At 44.8% G+C, this 19,819-nt stretch carries 19 protein-coding genes and 2 tRNA genes; 18 read left to right on the forward strand and 3 right to left on the reverse strand.

The features are described 5' to 3' along the window. The first annotated feature begins 104 nt into the window (after window positions 1-104). Window positions 105-581, forward strand: a complete 477-nt coding sequence (gene greA, locus TI10_RS19980) for a transcription elongation factor GreA (RefSeq protein WP_049585094.1) — start codon at window positions 105-107, stop codon at window positions 579-581. A 133-nt stretch (window positions 582-714) separates the two neighbouring features. Here greA and yhbY read toward each other — a convergent pair whose 3' ends face one another. Continuing rightward, entirely contained in the window at window positions 715-1,008 is a 294-nt protein-coding gene (yhbY, locus tag TI10_RS19985) for a ribosome assembly RNA-binding protein YhbY (RefSeq protein ID WP_049585095.1), read from the reverse strand. A gap of 140 nt (window positions 1,009-1,148) precedes the next feature. Here yhbY and rlmE point away from each other — a divergent pair, with 140 nt between their 5' ends. The 17 genes from rlmE to TI10_RS20065 all read left to right on the forward strand — a co-directional run bounded on the left by rlmE (window position 1,149) and on the right by TI10_RS20065 (window position 19,074). Continuing rightward, window positions 1,149-1,778, forward strand: coding sequence for a 23S rRNA (uridine(2552)-2'-O)-methyltransferase RlmE (rlmE, locus tag TI10_RS19990; RefSeq protein ID WP_049585096.1), 630 nt, complete (start codon window positions 1,149-1,151; stop codon window positions 1,776-1,778). Between the two features lie 57 nt (window positions 1,779-1,835). Next, complete coding sequence (ftsH, locus tag TI10_RS19995; protein ID WP_139180516.1) at window positions 1,836-3,788, forward strand: ATP-dependent zinc metalloprotease FtsH; 1,953 nt, start codon at window positions 1,836-1,838, stop codon at window positions 3,786-3,788. 84 nt (window positions 3,789-3,872) lie between these two features. Further along, window positions 3,873-4,718, forward strand: coding sequence for a dihydropteroate synthase (gene folP / locus TI10_RS20000; protein ID WP_049585098.1), 846 nt, complete (start codon window positions 3,873-3,875; stop codon window positions 4,716-4,718). Beyond that, window positions 4,715-6,052, forward strand: coding sequence for a phosphoglucosamine mutase (glmM, locus tag TI10_RS20005; protein ID WP_049585099.1), 1,338 nt, complete (start codon window positions 4,715-4,717; stop codon window positions 6,050-6,052). The genes folP and glmM overlap by 4 nt, the downstream gene beginning before the upstream one ends. Window positions 6,053-6,228: 176 nt before the next feature. Further along, window positions 6,229-6,567: a preprotein translocase subunit SecG gene (secG, locus tag TI10_RS20010; protein ID WP_049585100.1), complete on the forward strand. Its 339-nt coding sequence runs from the start codon at window positions 6,229-6,231 to the stop codon at window positions 6,565-6,567. A gap of 56 nt (window positions 6,568-6,623) precedes the next feature. Next, window positions 6,624-6,712, forward strand: a tRNA-Leu gene (locus TI10_RS20015). 58 nt (window positions 6,713-6,770) lie between these two features. After that, a tRNA-Met gene (locus tag TI10_RS20020) sits at window positions 6,771-6,847 on the forward strand. Window positions 6,848-7,058: 211 nt separating this feature from the next. Then, window positions 7,059-7,511 (forward strand): ribosome maturation factor RimP, encoded by a 453-nt coding sequence (gene rimP, locus TI10_RS20025; RefSeq protein ID WP_049585101.1) that lies wholly within the window; start codon window positions 7,059-7,061, stop codon window positions 7,509-7,511. Between the two features lie 21 nt (window positions 7,512-7,532). After that, on the forward strand, window positions 7,533-9,041 hold the full coding sequence (gene nusA, locus TI10_RS20030) for a transcription termination factor NusA (RefSeq protein ID WP_049585102.1): 1,509 nt from the start codon (window positions 7,533-7,535) through the stop codon (window positions 9,039-9,041). A 24-nt stretch (window positions 9,042-9,065) separates the two neighbouring features. Continuing rightward, entirely contained in the window at window positions 9,066-11,795 is a 2,730-nt protein-coding gene (gene infB / locus TI10_RS20035; protein WP_049585103.1) for a translation initiation factor IF-2, read from the forward strand. Between the two features lie 68 nt (window positions 11,796-11,863). Then, a complete protein-coding gene (gene rbfA, locus TI10_RS20040; protein WP_049585104.1) occupies window positions 11,864-12,274 on the forward strand; it encodes a 30S ribosome-binding factor RbfA in 411 nt (136 codons plus the stop codon). Next, a complete protein-coding gene (truB, locus tag TI10_RS20045; RefSeq protein WP_049585105.1) occupies window positions 12,274-13,221 on the forward strand; it encodes a tRNA pseudouridine(55) synthase TruB in 948 nt (315 codons plus the stop codon). Before rbfA ends, truB begins: the two co-directional genes overlap by 1 nt. A gap of 124 nt (window positions 13,222-13,345) precedes the next feature. After that, complete coding sequence (gene rpsO, locus TI10_RS20050) at window positions 13,346-13,615, forward strand: 30S ribosomal protein S15 (RefSeq protein ID WP_015836102.1); 270 nt, start codon at window positions 13,346-13,348, stop codon at window positions 13,613-13,615. A 247-nt stretch (window positions 13,616-13,862) separates the two neighbouring features. Next, window positions 13,863-15,992, forward strand: a complete 2,130-nt coding sequence (pnp, locus tag TI10_RS20055) for a polyribonucleotide nucleotidyltransferase (protein ID WP_049585106.1) — start codon at window positions 13,863-13,865, stop codon at window positions 15,990-15,992. Between the two features lie 124 nt (window positions 15,993-16,116). Further along, complete coding sequence (gene nlpI, locus TI10_RS20060; protein ID WP_049585107.1) at window positions 16,117-17,001, forward strand: lipoprotein NlpI; 885 nt, start codon at window positions 16,117-16,119, stop codon at window positions 16,999-17,001. Between the two features lie 107 nt (window positions 17,002-17,108). Continuing rightward, on the forward strand, window positions 17,109-17,183 hold the full coding sequence (gene yrbN, locus TI10_RS26735; RefSeq protein WP_350385507.1) for a protein YrbN: 75 nt from the start codon (window positions 17,109-17,111) through the stop codon (window positions 17,181-17,183). Further along, window positions 17,173-19,074, forward strand: coding sequence for a DEAD/DEAH family ATP-dependent RNA helicase (locus TI10_RS20065; protein ID WP_049585108.1), 1,902 nt, complete (start codon window positions 17,173-17,175; stop codon window positions 19,072-19,074). Before yrbN ends, TI10_RS20065 begins: the two co-directional genes overlap by 11 nt. A gap of 86 nt (window positions 19,075-19,160) precedes the next feature. On the opposite strand, the gene TI10_RS20070 is transcribed toward TI10_RS20065, so the two are convergent. Both TI10_RS20070 and TI10_RS20075 read right to left on the reverse strand, forming a co-directional pair. Next, window positions 19,161-19,538: a type II toxin-antitoxin system PemK/MazF family toxin gene (locus tag TI10_RS20070; RefSeq protein ID WP_336431744.1), complete on the reverse strand. Its 378-nt coding sequence runs from the start codon at window positions 19,536-19,538 to the stop codon at window positions 19,161-19,163. Continuing rightward, a complete protein-coding gene (locus tag TI10_RS20075; RefSeq protein WP_049585110.1) occupies window positions 19,528-19,809 on the reverse strand; it encodes an AbrB/MazE/SpoVT family DNA-binding domain-containing protein in 282 nt (93 codons plus the stop codon). The genes TI10_RS20070 and TI10_RS20075 overlap by 11 nt, the downstream gene beginning before the upstream one ends. Window positions 19,810-19,819 lie beyond the last annotated feature (10 nt).

Genomic DNA, 19,819 nt, shown 5'->3' on the forward strand with positions numbered 1-19,819 from the left:
TTGTCTGGAAGCCCGCCCGACAAGGTGTGCTCATTGTGCTGTTATCTGAAAACATCAGGATGATGCTTGTTTTTTTGCTCAGGAAAGATTTAGAGGATTAATAAATGAAACAGATTCCAATGACGGTACGTGGCGCGGATAAGTTGCGCGAAGAGTTAGATTATTTAAAGAACGTACGCCGTCCAAAAATTATTTCAGATATTGCTGAAGCGCGTGAACATGGTGATCTGAAAGAAAACGCTGAGTATCATGCTGCTCGTGAACAACAAGGTTTCTGCGAAGGTCGTATTCAGGAAATTGAAGCTAAGCTTTCTAATGCACAAGTGATTGATGTCACAAAAATGCCTAAGACTGGCCGTGTTATTTTTGGGACTACAGTTACGGTTTTGAATATAAATACTGATGAAGAGCAGACTTACCGGATTGTGGGTGATGATGAAGCAGATATTAAAGAAAATTTAATCTCTGTGAATTCACCAATTGCCCGTGGTTTGATAGGTAAAGAAGTTGATGATGTTGTTATTATCAAAACACCAGGTGGTGAAGTTGAATATGAAATCCTGAAAGTTGAATATATTTAACTTCAGGATTGGCCTGTTGCGATTGATTTACGTTAGGTAAAGTTGCACAAGGATCGTGGAGAAAGTAAAAAAGGCCGGATGTGGCCTTTTTTATCATGATATGCGCACGGCATTTTATATAAATGAGGTTTGATTATTTAGGTAAAATAATTTTGCGTTCTTCCGATTGGCGGTAAAGAACTAGGGTTTTACCGATAATTTGTACATTATATGCACCGGTCTCGCGGACAATTGCATCGGCGATCAAATTTTTGGTTTCACGATCTTCGCCTGCGATTTTGACTTTGATAAGCTCATGGTGTGACAGAGTTTGCTCAATTTCGGCCAACACACCCTCGGTCAGGCCGTTATTACCAATCATGACGACAGGTTTTAGCGGGTGAGCGAGACTTCTCAGGTGTTGTACTTGTTTTTTGTTAAGAGTCATTGTTTTTTTGCTTAGTTAGGATTGAAAACGGGACATTCTACCGCCATCTCATCTCTATCACCATAAATAGTGTGTTGTGGTTTTGGTGTATGGAGCAATAGATATCTGGCTCTTTATTCGTAGTATAGTTGGAAAGGACAATGGCCAATAAAAAACGTTCGGCAAGCTCCAGTCGCTGGTTACAAGAACACTTTAGTGATAAATATGTTCTGCAAGCACAGAAAAAAGGGCTTCGTTCTCGCGCTTGGTTTAAACTTGATGAAATTCAACAAAGTGACAAAATTTTTAAGCCTGGCATGACCGTTGTCGATTTAGGCGCAGCTCCTGGTGGATGGTCTCAGTACGCAGTGAGTCAAATTAATGATAATGGGCGAGTGATTGCCTGTGATCTTTTACCGATGGATCCCATTGTTGGCGTCGATTTCCTTCAGGGTGATTTTCGAGATGAACTTGTATTGAAAGCATTGCTTGAGCGAGTTGGTGATAATAAAGTCCAGGTCGTCATGTCGGATATGGCACCCAATATGAGCGGAACACCTGCGGTCGATATTCCTCGATCCATGTATCTGGTTGAATTGGCGTTAGATATGTGTCGTGATGTGCTGGCCCCCGGGGGGAGTTTTATTGTCAAAGTGTTTCAGGGAGAGGGCTTTGATGAATACCTGAGGGAAATTCGCTCCCTATTTACGAACGTGAAAATTCGTAAGCCAGACGCTTCGCGGGCACGATCGCGTGAAGTATACATTGTAGCGACAGGGCGGAAACTATAGTACCCTGAATGCTATTTGTTAACACAGTTGTAATATGAGGTTAATCCCTTGAGTGACATGGCGAAAAACCTGATTCTCTGGTTAGTTATCGCAGTTGTGCTGATGTCGTTATTCCAGAGTTTTGGTCCCAGCGATTCCAATAGTCGTAGGGTGGATTATTCTACCTTCATCAATGAATTAGCCCAGGATCAGGTGCGCGAAGTTCGTATCACAGGTCGTGAAATTAACGTTAGTAGGAAAGATAACAGCAGATACACCACTTACCTACCAGTACAGGATGAAAAACTGCTAGATACGTTACTGAATAAAAACGTAAAAGTGGTTGGTGAACCCCCTGAGGAACCAAGTCTGCTAACTTCTATTTTCATTTCCTGGTTCCCGATGTTATTGCTTATTGGGGTCTGGATTTTCTTTATGCGCCAGATGCAGGGCGGCGGCGGTAAAGGGGCAATGTCTTTTGGTAAAAGCAAGGCTCGTATGCTGACAGAAGATCAGATTAAAACCACTTTTGCTGATGTTGCTGGTTGTGACGAAGCGAAAGAAGAAGTTGGTGAGCTAGTGGAATATCTGCGAGAGCCAGGCCGCTTCCAGAAGTTGGGTGGAAAAATTCCGAAAGGTATTCTGATGGTTGGGCCTCCGGGTACGGGTAAGACTTTACTGGCAAAAGCAATTGCTGGTGAGGCAAAAGTGCCGTTCTTTACTATCTCTGGTTCCGACTTTGTTGAAATGTTTGTTGGTGTTGGCGCATCCCGTGTTCGTGACATGTTCGAGCAGGCGAAAAAAGCAGCACCTTGTATCATCTTTATTGATGAGATTGATGCGGTGGGCCGTCAGCGTGGCGCTGGTTTGGGCGGAGGTCACGATGAACGTGAGCAGACTCTGAACCAGATGCTGGTTGAGATGGATGGTTTTGAAGGCAACGAAGGTATTATCGTTATTGCCGCGACTAACCGTCCCGACGTACTTGATCCTGCGTTGCTGCGTCCAGGTCGTTTTGACCGTCAGGTTGTTGTTGGTTTGCCAGATGTACGTGGCCGCGAACAGATTCTGAAAGTTCATATGCGTCGGGTTCCTTTGGATACTGATGTTGATGCTTCTGTTATTGCTCGCGGTACTCCGGGATTCTCTGGCGCTGATTTGGCTAACCTGGTGAATGAAGCTGCTTTGTTTGCTGCTCGTGGTAACAGACGCGTAGTGTCTATGGTTGAATTTGAAAAAGCGAAAGACAAAATCATGATGGGCGCAGAACGCCGCTCGATGGTGATGACGGAAGAGCAAAAAGAATCAACTGCTTATCATGAAGCAGGTCATGCCATTATTGGTCGTCTGGTTCCTGAGCATGATCCTGTTCATAAAGTTACCATCATTCCACGTGGCCGCGCTTTGGGTGTGACTTTTTTCCTACCGGAAGGAGATCAGATCAGTGCTAGTCGTCAGAAGTTGGAAAGTCAGATTTCAACCTTATATGGCGGTCGTCTGGCGGAAGAGATTATTTACGGTCCAGATAGCGTTTCTACTGGTGCATCTAACGATATCAAAGTGGCGACATCAATTGCCCGTAACATGGTGACACAGTGGGGTTTTTCGGAAAAGCTCGGCCCATTACTCTATGCAGAGGAAGAAGGAGAAGTGTTCCTTGGCCGTTCAGTTGCTAAAGCCAAGCACATGTCTGATGAAACTGCTCGTCTTATTGATCAGGAAGTGAAGGCAATTATCGATCATAACTATCAACGTGCTCGTCAGATTCTGATGGACAATCTTGATATTCTGCATTCGATGAAAGATGCATTGATGAAGTACGAAACTATTGATGCTCCCCAGATTGATGACTTAATGAATCGTACAAATGTGCGTCCGCCAGCTGGATGGGAAAGCGATAATGGTAGCAATAATAACAGTCGCCCAACAGGCAATACACCTCCTCCGCAGACTACAAAACCAACTGGTGATATCAATACATTGGCGCAAGGTGGTGAACAAGTAGGGCAGTCAGGAAATAAAGATCAGTAATTGTTCCATTGTTTCGTAATCTGATTGATATATTCATGAAACCCCAGGTAAGTCCTGGGGTTTTGACATTGAAGGTAGCCTGATATGAACCTCAGAGTCAGAGATAATGTTCTCAATCTTTCTCGTCCACAAATAATGGGTATTTTGAATGTGACTCCAGATTCATTTTCTGATGGTGGTGCTCATAATACTCTGGATATGGCCTTACGACATGCTGAAAAGATGATTAATGAAGGGGCTGCAATCATTGATATCGGTGGGGAATCTACCCGTCCGGGAGCTAATGAAGTCAGTGAACAGGAAGAAGTAGAGCGTGTTGTTCCGGTTGTTGAGGCCTTAGCCCAACGATTTAATATTTGGATTTCTGTTGATACCTCGAAAGCATTGGTGATGAGTGAATCAGCAAAAGCGGGCGCTCATTTGATTAATGATATTCGTGCATTGCAAGAGCCTGGTGCTTTGGAAAGCGCGGCTAAATCTGGCTTACCCGTTTGCTTGATGCATATGAAAGGCCAACCACGGACGATGCAGGATGCGCCACATTATGAAAATTTGTTGAGTGAAGTGAAACAATTTTTTACTGAGCAAATTGAACGTTGTGTGATGGCAGGGATAACAAAAGATAAACTTGTTCTTGATCCGGGCTTCGGTTTTGGCAAGAACTTGACGCATAATTATCAGTTACTAGCACATTTAAACCAATTTCATCAATTTGGTTTACCTGTGCTGGCAGGAATGTCACGTAAATCTATGATAGGTCAGTTGCTTCATGTGCCGCCGCAAGAAAGGGTTGTCGGTAGTGTAGCTTGCGCTGTTATCGCTGCTATGCAAGGAGCGCAAATTATCCGGGTGCATGATGTCAAAGAAACCGTGCAGGCAATGCAAATTGTCGAAGCAACACTTTCAGCAAAGGAAGAAAAGAAATTATGAGTAACCGCAAATACTTTGGTACTGATGGTATCCGTGGCAAAGTGGGCAATAGCCCAATTACGCCAGATTTTGTGTTAAAGCTTGGTTGGGCTGCGGGTAAGGTATTGGCTCGTCATGGTTCTCGTAAGATCATTATCGGTAAGGATACCCGTATTTCTGGCTATATGCTGGAATCTTCTTTAGAAGCAGGTTTAGCTGCGGCTGGTTTGTCGGCTTCGTTCACTGGCCCTATGCCGACACCTGCTGTTGCTTATTTGACTCGTACCTTCCGTGCTGAAGCTGGAATTGTTATCTCTGCTTCTCATAATCCTTATTATGATAATGGTATTAAATTCTTCTCTATTGACGGTACGAAACTGCCGGATGATGTGGAAGAGGCAATTGAAGCTGAAATGGAAAAACCGCTGACTTGCGTGGAATCAGCAGAGTTGGGACGTGCAAATCGTATTGTTGATGCGGCTGGCCGTTATATTGAATTCTGTAAAGGTACATTTCCAAGTGAGCAAAGTCTTAATGGATTGAAAATTGTACTTGATTGCGCTAACGGTGCGACTTACCACATTGCCCCAAATGTGCTCAGAGAACTAGGAGCTAATGTTGTGACGATTGGCTGTGAGCCGAACGGTATCAATATTAATGAAAAATGTGGTGCTACCGATGTTCGTTTATTGCAACAACGTGTTGTAGAAGAGAAGGCGGATGTTGGTCTGGCATTCGATGGTGATGGTGACCGCGTTATTATGGTTGATCATTTAGGGCAGAAAGTTGATGGCGACCAAATCCTTTATATTATTGCCCGTGAAGCATTGAGACAAGGGCAACTGCGTGGTGGAGTTGTTGGTACGCTGATGAGTAATATGGGATTGGAACTGGCATTGAAGCAGCTTGGTATCCCGTTTTTGCGTGCTAAAGTGGGGGACCGTTATGTGCTGGAAAAATTGCAAGAAGAAGGTTGGCGCTTAGGTGCCGAAAATTCTGGTCATGTTATCTTGCTGGATAAAACAACTACGGGGGATGGTATTGTTGCTGGCCTTCAGGTTTTGAGTGCTATGGTTCGCAATCATATGAGTTTGCACGATTTGTGTAGTGGTATGAAACTTTTGCCGCAGGTGCTGGTAAATGTTCGTTTCTCCGGTTCACACGATCCACTTAAATCGGAAAATGTAATTAATATTACTAAATCTGTTGAAGCTGAATTAAATGGTCGTGGACGGGTATTGTTACGTAAATCTGGTACTGAGCCATTGATTCGTGTCATGGTCGAGGGTGAAGATGATGTGCAAGTCACTGCTTTGGCCCATCGTATTGCTGATGCAGTGAAACATGCGGGTTAATTTGTTGTTTTTTTCCTCAAGTGATTCTGATTATTGAAATTAACCTTGCGTATCAGATGTGGTTTGGTTAGTATTCACACCCACTCGGTCAGGCGATTAGCCTGTTTGAGTGGGTGATATGGTATAAGGTAGCCACATAGATTGTGGTAAACCCCACGAGGACATAGGTACAACATATGCATGAAGCTCTTTTAGTTGTTTTCTTGCTGGTTGCTATCGGGCTAGTTGCCTTGGTTATGCTACAGCAAGGTAAAGGTGCTGATATGGGTGCTTCCTTTGGTGCGGGTGCCTCTGCAACGCTGTTTGGTTCATCGGGTTCTGGTAACTTTATGACTCGTATGACTGCGATTTTCGCTACTCTGTTTTTCATTATTAGTTTGGTGCTTGGTAATCTGACCAGTAATCAAACTGGTACAAGCAGCAAGTGGGAAAACATTAGCGAGCCTGCTAAAGCTGAGAAATCAATGGAGATTCCAGCGGTGCCAGCAGCACCAAATAGTGATATTCCGCAGTAATCGTCACAAGAAAGAATTGAGATGAGGCTGTTTAATCAGCGATAGCCTCACGTAGTGCCGAGGTGGTGAAATTGGTAGACACGCTACCTTGAGGTGGTAGTGCCCATACTAGGGCTTACGGGTTCAAGTCCCGTCCTCGGTACCATTATTCGGATAGCTTGCGTTTTTGCAGTTATCAGCGTAATATTTGCCACGTTTTCGAACGCGGGATGGAGCAGCATGGTAGCTCGTCGGGCTCATAACCCGAAGGTCGTCGGTTCAAATCCGGCTCCCGCAACCACTTCTTAAATTAAGATGCACCTTTTTGAACGAAATAATTCAGCAATATTTGAAATATTGATTCTGGTTTAAAGGGGCATGAAGTGAGTGGTTGAAGCCACTGGCAGCAAATAGGGTCCAGTTGCATAAAGCCCCGAATTTCGGGGTTTTTTGTTATTTGACAACAGAACTACTGGGCTAATTAGCCCTTTTTTTATGTCTTGGGGGTGGGCTTGTCCACATTAGAGCAAAAATTAACAGCGATGATTTCAGCACCAGTTAAAGCTTTAGGCTTTGAGTTAGTCGGCTTGGAGTTTATTCGTGCACGTGTTTCTACACTGCGGATTTATATTGATAGTGAGAATGGTATCACTGTTGATGATTGTGCTGATGTTAGCCACCAGGTCAGTGCGGTATTGGATGTCGAAGATCCTATCTCAGTGCTTTATAACCTGGAAATTTCTTCACCTGGCTTAGAGCGTCCTTTGTTCACGGCTGAACATTACCAGCGTTTTATTGGTGAGGAAGTCAGTCTGGTTTTACGTATAGCAATGCAAAACCGTCGGAAATGGCTGGGCATTATCAAAACTGTCAACGGCGAAATGATCACGGTTACGGTGGATGGAAAAGATGAAGTGTTCGCACTGAGCAACATCCAGAAAGCGAACCTGGTACCCCACTTTTAAAGTTCGGATGAGGCAACTAGGATGAATAAAGAAATTCTGGCTGTTGTGGAAGCGGTTTCCAACGAAAAATCCCTTCCACGCGAAAAGATCTTCGAGGCGCTGGAAACAGCATTGGCCACAGCCACCAAGAAAAAATATGAACAAGATATTGATGTTCGTGTCAGCATTGACCGTAAATCTGGCGATTTTGACACCTTTCGTCGTTGGTTAGTTGTTGAAGAAGTGACTCAGCCGACTCGTGAAATTACGCTAGAAGCGGCTAGATTTGAAGAGCCTGAAATCGATTTGGGTAGCTATACCGAAGATCAAATTGAATCAGTGACATTTGATCGTATTACAACGCAAACCGCTAAACAGGTTATTGTACAAAAAGTACGTGAGGCTGAGCGCGCTATGGTTGTTGACCAGTTCCGCGAACAGCAAGGTGAGATCATCACCAGTGTGGTTAAAAAAGTCAATCGTGAGAATATCACTCTTGATTTGGGCAATAATGCTGAAGCAGTTATCCTTCGCGAAGATATGTTACCAAGGGAAAATTTCCGCCCAGGTGACCGTGTGCGTGGTGTACTGTATGATGTTCGCCCTGAAGCGCGAGGTGCGCAACTGTTTGTCAGCCGTTCCCGTCCGGAAATGCTGGTTGAATTGTTCCGTATTGAGGTTCCGGAAATTGGTGAAGAACTAATTGAAATTAAAGCTGCTGCTCGCGATCCGGGATCTCGCGCCAAGATTGCAGTAAAAACAAATGACAAACGTATTGATCCGGTTGGTGCTTGCGTTGGTATGCGTGGTGCGCGAGTACAGGCCGTTTCCAGCGAACTGGGCGGCGAACGAATCGATATCGTATTGTGGGATGATAATCCTGCTCAGTTTGTCATTAATGCTATGGCTCCGGCTGATGTTGCATCTATTGTTGTCGATGAAGACAAGTGCACGATGGATGTTGCCGTTGAAAGCAACAATTTAGCGCAGGCTATCGGCCGTAATGGCCAAAACGTGCGTCTGGCTGCGCAGTTGTTGAAAAGACACCGTAGTGATGACAAATGGGAATTAAATGTCATGACTGCTGAAGAGCTACAAGCAAAACATCAGGCAGAAGCTCACGCTTCTATTGATACATTCACTAAGCATCTCGATATTGATGAAGAATTCGCTACTGTTCTAGTCGAAGAAGGGTTCTCAACTCTGGAAGAATTGGCCTATGTACCAATTAAGGAACTTCTGGAAATTGAAGGCCTTGATGAGGAAACTATCGAAGTCCTGCGTGAACGTGCGAAAGCTGCTTTAACTACTCTGGAACTGGCTCAGAAAGAGAGCCTCAGTGATAAACAACCAACTGAAGAGTTGTTAAATCTGACTGGTATGAACCGTACTCTGGCATTTGACCTGGCTGCCCGTGGCATCTGTACGCTGGAAGATCTTGCCGAGCAGGGTATCGACGACCTATCTGATATTGAAGGTTTGAATGATGAGAAGACAGGCGAGCTCATCATGGCAGCCCGAAATATCTGTTGGTTTGGCGATGATGCGTAATAAACCGTAGCAGGAAGGAACAGCATGACAGATGTAACCGTAAAATCACTGGCAGAAGAGATCCAGACTTCGGTTGATCGCCTGGTACAGCAATTTGCTGATGCAGGGATTAAAAAAAACGAAACTGATTTTGTCTCTCAGAAAGAAAAAGAAGCTTTACTGGCGCATTTGAACCGCGAACAAGGTGGTTCGGCTGGTAAGCCCGATAAATTAACATTGCAGCGTAAGACTCGTAGTACGCTGAATGTTTCAGGCACCGATGGTAAAAGCAAACCGGTAGCCGTTGAGGTCCGCAAAAAGCGTACATATGTGAACCGTGATGCAATTGAACAGGCTAAAGCGGAAGAGCAGGCGAAGCGTGAAGCGGAAGAGCAAGCACGGCGCGAAGCAGAAGAAAAAGCGCAACGTGAAGCCGAAGCAGCAGCGAAGAAACTCGCTGAAGAGCAGGCTAAACGTGAGGCAGAAGAAAAAGCCAAACGTGAAGCAGCTGAAAAAGCTAAGCGCCAGGCAGCGGAAAATGAAAAAGTGACCAATCAACATACCGAACATAAGCAAAAGCCAGTCCAGACTGACAAAACAGCCCAAAGTGAAAAAGCACGTCGTGAAGCAGAAGCTGCCGATCTTAAGCGTAAAGCAGAAGAAGAGGTGCGTCGTAAGGTAGAGGAAGAAGCTAGACGCGTTGCTGAGGAAGCTCGTCGTATGGCTGAAGAGAATCAGGACAAGTGGTCAAGTGATTCAGATTCCATTGATAACGACGATTATCATGTCACTACCTCCCGTCATGCCCGTGCAGCAGAAGACGAAAACGATGCTAAAGTTGAAGGTGATCGTCGTGCTCGTAGTCGTAGCGGTAAGGCTACTCGCCAGAAGAAAAATAATAAGCATTCTGAATCTAAAGCAGATCGTGAAGAAGCCCGCGCAGTTGGCCGTACAAAAGGCAAGCAGCGTAAAACCAGTACATTGCAACAAAGTTTTAATAAGCCTGTAGCGGCTGTTAACCGTGATGTTGTGATCGGTGAAACTATTACTGTTGCTGAGTTGGCTAATAAAATGGCTGTCAAAGGTTCTCAGGTCATCAAAGCCATGATGAAAATGGGTGCAATGGCAACCATCAACCAGGTGATCGATCAGGAAACTGCACAGCTAGTTGCTGAAGAAATGGGTCATAAGGTTATCCTGCGTCGTGAGAATGAGCTGGAAGAAGCGTTGATGAGCGACCGCGATACAGGTGAAGCTGTTGCTGAACCTCGCGCACCGGTTGTGACTATCATGGGGCACGTTGACCACGGTAAAACTTCTCTGCTGGATTACATTCGTTCTACGAAAGTTGCTTCTGGTGAGGCGGGTGGTATTACTCAGCATATTGGTGCTTACCATGTTGAAACTGAAAGTGGCATGATTACTTTCTTGGATACACCGGGGCATGCTGCATTTACTTCAATGCGTGCACGTGGTGCAAAAGCTACCGACATCGTGGTCCTGGTTGTTGCTGCCGATGATGGCGTGATGCCTCAGACTATCGAAGCTATTCAGCATGCAAAAGCAGCGAATGTGCCTGTGGTTGTTGCGGTTAATAAGATTGACAAACCCGAAGCTGATCCGGATCGCGTGAAGAGTGAGCTTTCTCAGCACGGTGTTCAGCCTGAAGAATGGGGCGGTGAAACACAGTTTATCAATGTATCTGCTAAAGCTGGTATTGGTATTGATGAATTGCTGGACGCAATCTTACTTCAAGCTGAAGTTCTTGAACTAAAAGCCGTCTGTTCTGGTATGGCAAGCGGCGTTGTTATCGAATCATTCTTGGATAAAGGCCGTGGTCCGGTTGCGACAGTGCTAGTTCAAGAAGGTACTTTGAACAAAGGCGATATTGTACTTTGTGGCTTTGAATATGGACGAGTTCGTGCAATGCGTGACGAGCTAGGCCGCGAAGTGTTCTCCGCAGGCCCATCTATTCCAGTGGAGATCCTTGGCCTGTCCAACGTACCTGCGGCTGGTGATGAAGCGACTGTTGTACGTGATGAGAAGAAAGCTCGTGAAGTTGCTCTGTATCGTCAGGGTAAATTCCGTGAGGTCAAACTGGCTCGCCAGCAGAAATCTAAACTGGAAAACATGTTTGCTAACATGGAAGAAGGTGAAGTTTCTGAATTGAATATTGTTCTGAAATCTGACGTTCAGGGATCATGTGAAGCGATCCGCGAAGCATTGGAACAATTGTCTACCAATGAAGTGAAAGTGAAAATCATCGGCTCTGGCGTAGGTGGTATTACCGAGACTGATGCAACACTGGCTGCTGCTTCTAATGCAATTATTCTGGGCTTCAATGTTCGTGCCGATGCTTCTGCACGCCGGGTTGTTGAAAATGAAAACTTGGATCTGCGTTATTACTCTGTTATCTATAGCCTGATTGACGAAGTTAAACAGGCAATGAGTGGTATGCTGGCGCCTGAATATAAACAGCAGATCATGGGATTAGCAGAAGTTCGTGATGTGTTTAAGTCACCAAAATTTGGTGCGATTGCAGGTTGTATGGTAACCGAAGGTACTATTAAACGTAATAATCCAATTCGCGTATTGCGTGATAACGTAGTGATTTACGAAGGTGAATTGGAATCCCTTCGCCGCTTTAAAGATGACGTTAACGAAGTCCGTAATGGTATGGAATGTGGTATCGGTGTTAAGAACTACAACGATGTTCGTGTTGGTGACATGATCGAAGTATTTGAAATTATTGAAGTTAAACGATCTATCGCTTAATTCCCACCACTAGTTAATTTCATTATTATTGGGGGGCTTTTGCCCCCCAAATGTCAGGAGATATAACAATGGCAAGAGAATTCAGTCGTACTCAGCGCGTTGCACAGGAAATGCAAAAAGAGATTGCCATCATTTTACAGCGAGAAGTGAAAGATCCCCGAATCGGTATGGCGACTGTTTCTGGCGTTGAAGTTTCCCGTGATCTAGCTTATGCCAAAGTATTCGTCACCTTTCTGAATGTGTTGACTGAAGAACATGATTCTGATGTGGTAAAGAATGGTATTAAGGCATTGAATGAAGCTTCTGGTTTTATTCGTTCTCTGTTGGGTAAAGCAATGCGTTTGCGTGTCGTACCAGAACTGACTTTCTCCTACGATAATTCCCTGGTCGAGGGGATGCGGATGTCTAATCTGGTTACTAATGTTGTAAAGAATGATGAACAGCGCCGGGCTTCTGCGGATCACAAAGAGGAGAAGTAATGGGGCGTCGTCGTCGCGGTCGTGATATACATGGTGTGTTGTTACTGGATAAGCCGCAGGATATTTCTTCTAATGATGCGTTACAAAAAGTAAAACGTATTTTCAGCGCCAGCAAAGCTGGTCACACTGGCGCGTTGGATCCACTGGCAACGGGTATGCTACCGATTTGCCTTGGTGAAGCCACGAAATTTTCCCAGTTCTTACTTGATTCTGACAAGCGTTATCGAGTGGTAGCTCGTCTTGGTCAGCGAACTGACACATCTGATTCACACGGGCAAATCATCAGTGAAAGAGCAATCCTGTTAAATCAGGCACAACTTGATACAGCTTTGGATAAATTCCGTGGTAATACCATGCAAATTCCTTCCATGTATTCTGCACTGAAACATCAGGGAAAACCATTGTATGAGTATGCTCGTCAGGGTATTGAGGTAGAACGCGAAGCACGGCCGATTACAGTCTATGAATTACAGTTTATCCGTTGGGAAGATGATGAACTGGAATTAGAAATACACTGTTCGAAAGGAACTTATATTCGCACTATTATTGATGACTTAGGTGAATTATTAGGCTGTGGCGCTCACGTTATTTATTTAAGACGTTTACAGGTAGCGAATTATCCAAATGATCGCATGGTGACACTTGAGCAATTATATGAATTGCAAAAGCAGGCCAAAGATCAGGAAATACCTGTGGGCGAATTAATTGATTCATTACTATTACCAATGGATAGTGCAATTGCTCATTTCCCTGAGGTTAATTTGATTCCAGTAGTTGCGGCTTATTTTAAACAAGGTCAGGCGGTGCGCAGTGCCAAATCCCCGGCTCTGGTTGAAAGTATGGTACGTGTAACTGAAGGTGATGAACGGAAATTCATTGGCATTGCTGTTATCAATGACGATGGGCTTGTTGCTCCCCGCCGTTTAGTTGTTGAAAGCCGGGATTAGGGTATTTGGGGCTATCTTGCGCTTAACTTATTTGCAGCGTAGAATGGCGCAGTTATATGTTGGGTAGCTGAATTAGAGATCGGCCATCCGTAATTTTAGTTTATATATTTTTGGAGTTGTAATTATGTCTCTAAGTACTGAAGCAAAAGCGCAAATTATTGCTGAGTTTGGTCGTGATGCGAATGACAGTGGTTCCAGTGAAGTACAGATTGCTTTGTTAACTGCACAGATTAACCACCTGCAAGGCCACTTTTCAGAGCATAAAAAAGATCACCACAGCCGTCGTGGTCTGCTGCGCATGGTTTCTCAGCGTCGTAAACTTCTGGACTATCTGAAGCGTAAAAATGTAACAAGTTACACTGCGCTGATTGGGCGTCTTGGTCTGCGTCGCTAATCAAGCAAGTTTCAGTGGAAAGGGGCCATATATGGCCCCTTTTCTTCTGAGAAGCCCATCATAGGCAACAGCACAAAAAATGCTGGTGGTGGTTTTTGTTAAGGCTCTTCAGTTACAGAGGTTCGCGCGGCTAATGAGAGTGCTTAAGGGAGTAAGACCTGTCGTTAGTCGCGAGGATGTGGCATGAAGAGATTATTCATTGTTGTCTGTTGAATATAACAGGCAATGTTAACGAAAGGATATTATTTTGCTTAATCCGATTGTTCGTAAATTTCAATATGGTCAACATACCGTTACTATCGAAACAGGTATGATGGCTCGCCAGGCCACTGCTGCTGTCATGGTCAATATGGATGACACGGCTGTATTTGTTACCGTTGTTGGTCAGAAAAAAGTAAAAGAGGGTCAGGATTTCTTTCCACTGACTGTTAACTATCAGGAGCGTACTTATGCTGCTGGTCGTGTTCCGGGCAGCTTTTTTCGTCGTGAAGGTCGCCCTGGTGAAGGTGAAACATTAGTCGCTCGTTTGATTGATCGTCCTCTGCGTCCTCTGTTCCCTGAGGGTTTCCTGAACGAAGTGCAGATTGTAGCAACAGTTGTTTCTGTTAACCCGCAAGTTAACCCAGATATTGTTGCAATGATTGGGGCTTCTGCTGTTTTGGCACTATCTGGTATTCCGTTCAATGGTCCAATTGGCGCTGCTCGCGTTGGTTATATCAATGATCAGTATGTGCTTAACCCAACCAGTGATGAGCTGAAAAACAGCCGTTTGGATTTGGTGGTTTCAGGTACTGCTGGTGCTGTTTTGATGGTTGAATCGGAAGCAGACATTCTAACTGAAGAGCAAATGTTAGGTGCGGTAGTATTCGGCCATGATCAACAACAGGTAGTCATTGATAACATCAATGCGTTGGCTGCGGAAGCAGGTAAAGAAAAATGGGATTGGTCACCGGAACCTGTTAATCAAGTGTTGCATGACCGTGTAGCTGCATTGGCAGAAAGCCGTCTGGGTGATGCTTATCGTATCACTGAAAAACAGGAGCGTTATGCTCAGGTTGATGCTATCAAGGAGGAAGTCACGGCAGCGCTGTTGGAACAGGATGAAGCTTTAGAGGAAGCCGAAATCCATGAGATTCTGGGTAGCTTAGAGAAAAAAGTTGTTCGTAGTCGTGTCTTACGTGGCGAACCACGTATTGATGGCCGTGAAAAAGATATGGTTCGTGCATTGGATGTACGTACTGGTGTTCTGCCCCGAACTCATGGCTCTGCTCTGTTTACCCGTGGTGAAACTCAGGCTTTGGTTACTGCGACTTTGGGTACAGAACGTGATGCACAGATCATTGACGAGTTGATGGGAGAGCGCACAGATCGTTTCCTATTGCACTACAACTTCCCGCCATATTCTGTGGGTGAAACAGGTATGATGGGTTCGCCAAAGCGTCGTGAGATTGGTCATGGTCGTTTGGCGAAACGTGGTGTGGCGGCAGTTATGCCGAAAGCTAACGAATTCCCATATACCGTTCGTGTCGTTTCTGAAATCACGGAATCAAACGGCTCATCTTCAATGGCATCTGTTTGTGGCGCATCTCTTGCGTTGATGGACGCAGGTGTGCCGATTAAAGCTGCTGTTGCTGGTATTGCAATGGGGTTAGTCAAAGAAGACGATAATTTTGTTGTTCTGTCTGACATCTTGGGTGATGAAGATCACTTGGGAGACATGGATTTTAAAGTTGCGGGTAGTTGTGAAGGTATCAGCGCGCTGCAAATGGACATCAAAATTGAAGGCATTACCCGTGAAATCATGCAAATTGCTCTGAATCAGGCAAAAGGTGCGCGTTTGCACATCCTGAGTGTAATGGAGCAGGCAATTCACAGCCCACGTAATGAAATTTCTGAATTTGCGCCACGTATTCACACTATTAAGATCAATCCTGATAAGATCAAAGATGTTATCGGTAAAGGTGGTTCAGTTATCCGTGCGCTGACAGAAGAAACCGGTACTACCATTGAGATCGAAGATGATGGCACAGTGAAAATTGCTGCAACTGATGGTGAAAAAGCAAAACATGCCATCAGTCGTATTGAAGAAATCACTGCTGAAATCGAAGTTGCTCGTATTTACACTGGTAAAGTAACCCGCATCGTTGATTTTGGCGCATTTGTTGCTATCGGTGGTGGTAAAGAAGGTCTGGTACATATTTCTCAGATTGCTGATAAGCGTGTTGAGAAAGTGGCAGATTATTTGCAGGTTGGTCAGGAAGTCTCAGTTAAAGTTCTGGAAATTGATCGCCAGGGTCGTGTTCGTCTAAGCATTAAAGAAGCGACAGCCGGCGTAATTGTCGAGGATATACCCGTGGCGCCACAATCAGCAGAATAAATTTGATGTTATAAACGGTGTCTTTAAAAAGGCGCCGTTTATAGACTCAGGGCAGGAGGCCCAATAAATGCAATATGGGTGATAGGGCATTCTTAATTTAATGTCTGACTTTCGGGAGTAGGAAATGAATCTTTTTCTGCGCTGGTGTTATGCTGTAGCAATACTTCTTTTGGCAGGATGCAGCAGCAAGGATTGGCGTAAAAACGAAGTTTTTGCTATTCCGTTACAACCTTCATTGCAACAAGAAGTCATTCTGGCTCGCATGGAACAGATTCTTGCGAGTCGGTCATTGACAGAAGATGAGTACGCACAGCTTTTATATGAGAGAGGTGTGCTGTATGATAGTCTCGGGTTGAGAGCTTTGGCACGAAATGATTTTTCTGTTGCCTTATCTATTCGGCCTAATATTCCAGAGATTTTTAATTATCTGGGAATTTACTTCACACAGGCTGGCAATTTTGATGCTGCCTATGAAGCGTTTGATTCTGTATTAGAGCTTGATCCAACTTACAATTACGCGCGTCTTAACCGTGGCATCGCGTTGTATTACGGTGGTAGGTATAAGTTAGCGCAGGATGATCTGCAGGCGTTTTATCAAGACGATCCAAATGATCCTTTCCGTTCGCTGTGGTTGTACCTGGTGGAAAAAGAATTTTATCCTAAAGGGGCAATGTTGAATTTATCGCAACACTACGAAAAAGCGAACCGGGGGCAATGGGGCTGGAATATAGTTGAATTCTATTTAGGCAAAATTAGTGAATATACATTAATGGACCGCTTGAAAGAGAATGCAACGGATAACACTTCGCTCGCTGAGCATCTCAGTGAAACTGACTTCTATTTAGGTAAGCATTACCTAAGTCTGGGGGACAAGGATAGCGCATCTGCGTTATTCAAGCTGACGGTAGCTAACAACGCACATAACTTTGTTGAGCACCGCTATGCATTGTTGGAATTGGCGCTGTTAGGCCAGGAACAAGATGACCTATCAGAATCGGACCAGCAATAGCTGACGAACATTTCGAGATCGATTAACAAAGTCCATCATCTTGATCGATGAGGGCTTATTTGTTCGTTTAATTAAATACTTTGAGCCAGTTCACATTTTAAATGAAAATGACCGAAATTTTTTTCGATGCGTTATGTAGACTGGCCGCCATAACTAATGAGGCACCATTACATGACCACTGAGACTGAAATCTCTTTTGCTGATCTGGGTTTATCAGCACCTATCCTTTCTGCACTGGAAGATCTTGGCTATGAAAAGCCATCTCCAATTCAACAACAATGTATTCCCCATTTATTAAATGGTCGTGACGTACTGGGTATGGCGCAGACGGGGAGTGGTAAAACAGCGGCATTCAGTCTGCCTTTGCTGCATAACATCAATGCTGAGTTGAAAGCTCCGCAGATCCTTGTGTTGGCGCCGACCCGTGAACTGGCGGTACAGGTAGCCGAAGCGTGCGCAGATTTTTCTAAACATATGCGTAGCGTGAATGTTGTTGCGCTGTATGGTGGGCAACGTTATGACGTTCAGTTACGCGCTTTGCGTCAAGGGCCGCAAATTGTTGTGGGTACGCCTGGGCGTCTTCTGGATCATCTGAAGCGTGGTACTTTGGATCTGTCTAATCTGAGCGGTTTAGTTTTGGATGAAGCGGACGAAATGTTGCGTATGGGCTTTATCGAAGATGTTGAAAACATCATGAGCCAGATCCCCGCAGAACATCAGACTGCGTTGTTCTCTGCAACTATGCCAGAAGCTATCCGTCGTATTACTCGTCGTTTTATGAACGATCCGCAGGAAGTGCGTATCCAAGCGAGTGTAACGACTCGTCCTGACATCAGCCAGAGCTATTGGTCTGTTTACGGTATGCGTAAAAATGAAGCTTTGGTGCGTTTCCTTGAAGCAGAGGATTTTGATGCCGCGATTATTTTTGTGCGCACCAAAAACGCAACGTTGGAAGTGGCGGAAGCACTGGAGCGTAATGGCTACAACAGTGCGGCGTTAAACGGTGATATGAACCAGGCACTGCGTGAGCAGACATTGGAACGTCTGAAAGATGGCCGTTTGGATATTTTGATTGCAACTGATGTTGCAGCGCGTGGACTGGATGTTGAGCGCATCAGCCTGGTTGTTAACTATGACATTCCAATGGATGCCGAATCTTATGTTCACCGTATTGGCCGTACTGGTCGTGCAGGGCGTGCTGGTCGTGCGTTGTTGTTTGTAGAAAACCGTGAACGCCGCTTGTTACGTAACGTTGAACGTACAATGAAGCTGACTATTCCAGAAGTGGAGTTGCCAAATGCTGAGTTGTTGAGTCAGCGTCGTCTGGAAAAATTTGCCGCTAATGTGCAGCAGCAATTGGAAAGTAGCGATCTGGATCAGTACCGTACTCTGTTGTCTAAATTGCAACCTGCGGAAGATCTGGATATAGAAACGCTGGCCGCCGCATTATTAAAAATGGCACAAGGTGAGCGTCCATTGATTCTGCCTCCAGATCCAGTGCGTCGTCCTCGCCGTGAATTCAATGAACGTGATGATCGTCGTCGTAATGGCTTGGATGATCGTGGCGAACGTGGTGATCGTTCTCGTCGTGAACGCCGTGATGTCGGTGAAATGGAGTTGTACCGTATTGAAGTGGGCCGCGACGATGGTGTTGAAGTTCGTCATATCGTTGGTGCGATTGCTAACGAAGGTGATATCAGCAGCCGTTATATTGGCAATATCAAATTGTTTGCAACGCATTCCACGATTGAACTGCCAAAAGGTATGCCAGGTGATTTGTTGTCCCACTTTACCCGTACCCGCATTCTGAATAAGCCAATGAATATGCAGTTGCTGGGTGATGCACAGCCATTTGAGCGCCGCGAACGTCGCGGTGGTCCACGTAACGGTAATGGCAATGGTCCTCGTCGTGATCGTGAAAATTTTAATGGTGGTGGCCGTCGCTTCAATGGTGAACGCCGCGGTGGAGAAGGTCGTGGTGAAGGCCAAAGCCGTAGCAATTTCCGTGGTCGTGGCGATGATCATGGTTCATCTGCTCCACGCCGTCGTTATAACAACAGTAATGCGCAGTAATTGTCTGATTAATATTTAAATAATAAAGCGGCTCTTTTTACAGGAGCCGTTTTTTTATCAGTTAATTGTATCAATTGCGGTATGATTCAGTCTTCTTGGGGATCAATTAAATCAATTACTTTGCCAATGATTTCATCGAGCAATTCAGCCTCTACATCTGTAGCATATGTCGCTTTCGTTCCTTCTAAATCCAGTGCTCTGATTTGGTGACATAATACGACACCCGTAATTTCTCCAGAAAGTGTACTACGGCCATCAACCACAACTGTTGTACCTGATGAGCGTGGCTTGCTCCCACCTGTTGTTATTGGACAACAAATTGCAGTTCCTAAAGCTTTATTCAATATAGTTTCAGTGATAACAATGAAGTAATGTTTTCCCTTTAATTCTCGGCCAGTCACTGGATCATGATCTACAAACCAGATTTCTCCTCGTCCTGGGAATTTTTTCCTTTTAGTCATCATTGTATTCCTTACCAACTGCCGGAGTTTCGTTCCAGGATGCCACTGATTGATTTAGTACTTTTATTTCCTGAGGATTGATTTCTGTAAGAAGCTGGGATAGGGTTTTTCTCCCTCTCCGTTGCCTTTTAGCAGATATTATATTGAGACATTCCCCCTGTTTATTTAGCTCTATTTCTGTACCGGGGCGCCAACCCAATGATTGAGCTATATCGCTGGGAATAGTTAATACAACAGCCCCACCTTGCTTTCTTAATCGAGTCAATGTAGTCATAACTGCTCCT

The organism is Photorhabdus luminescens subsp. luminescens, assembly GCF_001083805.1.
GTDB classification, from domain to species: domain Bacteria; phylum Pseudomonadota; class Gammaproteobacteria; order Enterobacterales; family Enterobacteriaceae; genus Photorhabdus; species Photorhabdus luminescens.

Bases quoted from the DNA above. Each gene is read 5' to 3' on its own strand.
- greA (WP_049585094.1), top strand. From the start codon at position 105: ATGAAACAGATTCCAATGACGGTACGTGGCGCGGATAAGTTGCGCGAA.
- yhbY (WP_049585095.1), bottom strand. From the start codon at position 1,008: ATGACTCTTAACAAAAAACAAGTACAACACCTGAGAAGTCTCGCTCAC.
- rlmE (WP_049585096.1), top strand. From the start codon at position 1,149: ATGGCCAATAAAAAACGTTCGGCAAGCTCCAGTCGCTGGTTACAAGAA.
- ftsH (WP_139180516.1), top strand. From the start codon at position 1,836: ATGGCGAAAAACCTGATTCTCTGGTTAGTTATCGCAGTTGTGCTGATG.
- folP (WP_049585098.1), top strand. From the start codon at position 3,873: ATGAACCTCAGAGTCAGAGATAATGTTCTCAATCTTTCTCGTCCACAA.
- glmM (WP_049585099.1), top strand. From the start codon at position 4,715: ATGAGTAACCGCAAATACTTTGGTACTGATGGTATCCGTGGCAAAGTG.
- secG (WP_049585100.1), top strand. From the start codon at position 6,229: ATGCATGAAGCTCTTTTAGTTGTTTTCTTGCTGGTTGCTATCGGGCTA.
- nusA (WP_049585102.1), top strand. From the start codon at position 7,533: ATGAATAAAGAAATTCTGGCTGTTGTGGAAGCGGTTTCCAACGAAAAA.
- infB (WP_049585103.1), top strand. From the start codon at position 9,066: ATGACAGATGTAACCGTAAAATCACTGGCAGAAGAGATCCAGACTTCG.
- rbfA (WP_049585104.1), top strand. From the start codon at position 11,864: ATGGCAAGAGAATTCAGTCGTACTCAGCGCGTTGCACAGGAAATGCAA.
- truB (WP_049585105.1), top strand. From the start codon at position 12,274: ATGGGGCGTCGTCGTCGCGGTCGTGATATACATGGTGTGTTGTTACTG.
- rpsO (WP_015836102.1), top strand. From the start codon at position 13,346: ATGTCTCTAAGTACTGAAGCAAAAGCGCAAATTATTGCTGAGTTTGGT.
- nlpI (WP_049585107.1), top strand. From the start codon at position 16,117: ATGAATCTTTTTCTGCGCTGGTGTTATGCTGTAGCAATACTTCTTTTG.
- TI10_RS20065 (WP_049585108.1), top strand. From the start codon at position 17,173: ATGACCACTGAGACTGAAATCTCTTTTGCTGATCTGGGTTTATCAGCA.
- TI10_RS20070 (WP_336431744.1), bottom strand. From the start codon at position 19,538: ATGATGACTAAAAGGAAAAAATTCCCAGGACGAGGAGAAATCTGGTTT.
- TI10_RS20075 (WP_049585110.1), bottom strand. From the start codon at position 19,809: ATGACTACATTGACTCGATTAAGAAAGCAAGGTGGGGCTGTTGTATTA.